The organism is Neisseria benedictiae (assembly GCF_958267435.1).
In the GTDB taxonomy this organism is placed as follows: domain Bacteria; phylum Pseudomonadota; class Gammaproteobacteria; order Burkholderiales; family Neisseriaceae; genus Neisseria; species Neisseria bergeri.
The window spans coordinates 1-1,382 of record NZ_CATQFV010000036.1; the positions used below are offsets into that span (position 1 = coordinate 1).

Annotated in this window: 2 protein-coding genes; both read right to left on the reverse strand. The window is 38.4% G+C overall.

Features of this window, described 5'->3' with window-relative positions; genetic code table 11:
- Positions 1-948: IgG-binding virulence factor TspB family protein (locus Q3O12_RS04405; RefSeq protein WP_301669532.1), on the reverse strand; the 948-nt coding region annotated here is incomplete at its 3' end.
- Positions 914-1,225, reverse strand: a complete 312-nt coding sequence (locus tag Q3O12_RS04410; RefSeq protein ID WP_003711827.1) for a DUF1132 family protein — start codon at positions 1,223-1,225, stop codon at positions 914-916. The genes Q3O12_RS04410 and Q3O12_RS04405, both read right to left, overlap by 35 nt.
- Positions 1,226-1,382: the final 157 nt, after the last annotated feature.

Sequence of the window (1,382 nt, forward strand, 5' to 3'; positions counted from 1 at the left end):
TATCTGCTTGGGCTTTCCGTCTTCGCCTGTTACGGGGCCAAGCGTTACGATTTTGCCGTTTTCGATTTTGACTTGTTCTTTTATCTGTAAATCGGGATTTGCTTTGATAAAAGGTGTCGGGTTTTGGTCGATTTTTCTTTGGGCTATTTGTTCAAATTGCTGTTTTGTCAGTTGTTCTTGATATTTTTCATTCATTCTTAATGAAAAAGAAACGCCTGATCTGTAATCTCCGTTCTTGACTACTGAGCATGTGCCGCCGTTCCAGTTGAAATTACATTCATCTAGTACAAATCCTCTCGGATAGCCAAAACCACCTGGTCCCTCAAGTTCAATAAGTTGTGCTTTTCTCTTTGGCCAATAGGCTTGAGCCATTGAATGAAGTTTCTCATCCATTAGGGTCTGTAAGTCTTTGGGTAAATTGGGATAATGCCTCATAATTGAAGAGTCTACGCCTTCGCATATTGGAGTAACTACGTGTTCATCTACTCCGTATCTACCTTCTCTATGCCAGATACAGATTTTTGCGGCGTAGGTTTTTAAGAATTCTTGTTTTGTTGCATCGAAGACGTATCCTTGTGCTTCTACGTCTTCTTTGAGTAGGTCGTATACGTCTTTGGCGAGCAGTGCCCAGCCTACGTAATTCGCGCCTCTAATGGCGAAGGATGCGCCTTTTTTGAATAGACCGTATGATCCGGCTAGTACGGCTTCGCGGGATACGGTACTTTCTATTGTGGCGGGGAGAGTGGAGGCGGAGCGGAGTCCGGTGGGAGAGTGTTCGATGATGGCCGGTTCTATAATACGACCTGAGAAACGTTGTCCATCTACTCTGAAATCTGTAACTACAGATTTACTATGATTAATTTCTAAATTAACGCTAGAATTTCCGATAGGATACTTCCTAATTTCAGCATAACTAGGAACTGAAAATAGCATCAGGTTTAATATCAAAATTGAATGTTTGTATCTCAATATCACGACAGTTACTCAATTTATTTAAATCAGATATTTTTATTATTGCAACTGATTCATCATTAAAATAAATCTTCCAAACATTGGAAGATAATTTTTTATTTAAAAACCAAGATATACACTCGACAACATAAAAATGTTGTTTTTTAGAATATTTAAGCAATTCAACAGAAAAAATTTCTGCCATAGTTTTATTAAAATATTCAGTACCATCTTGGTATTTATATAGAGCCAATTGCGCTTCAGTAATAAACATGATTTCAACTTCCTTTTTTGTTGTTCGGAAGTCGGATTATCTGCCTAACCGTTTTGAATATCAATCCTTGAACAGGATGGCGGCAATGATGATCGGAACGGAAAGACCGACATAGAAATAGAAATCCATCATCTCAAGAGCCTTTTAATCACGGTTA